Raw genomic sequence first — 238 nt, 5'->3', positions numbered from 1 at the left:
GATAAAAGTTCCGCAGGCCATTTGAAAGGCCATGCGTTTGGGGTTGGGCGTGGCCGCTGACAAGCCGACGGTGGCGGCGGCAATCAGGGTCATCATCGCCCCGCTCGGCCAGGCCGTCAGCACCCAGTAAGTGCCCAGCACCACCAGGATAAAGGCCGCGCGGATCCCGGAAGCGGCCGCCGACCACCAGTTGGTTTGGGAGATAAAGGGTTGGTCCCAACGCTCGCGTTCGTGGGTG

At 63.9% G+C, this 238-nt stretch carries 1 protein-coding gene; it reads right to left on the bottom strand.

The genetic code is table 11. From position 1 onward, the window contains the following. Positions 1-238 (bottom strand): FUSC family protein (locus GHO42_RS08145; protein ID WP_178114913.1); only part of this gene is annotated, 238 nt, incomplete at both ends.

This window comes from Pseudomonas sp. FSL R10-0056, from assembly GCF_009600105.1.
GTDB classification, from domain to species: Bacteria; Pseudomonadota; Gammaproteobacteria; order Pseudomonadales; family Pseudomonadaceae; genus Aquipseudomonas; species Aquipseudomonas bubulae.
Note: the sequence above shows the minus strand (reverse complement) of the source record. Positions and strands in the feature narration are given on the sequence as shown.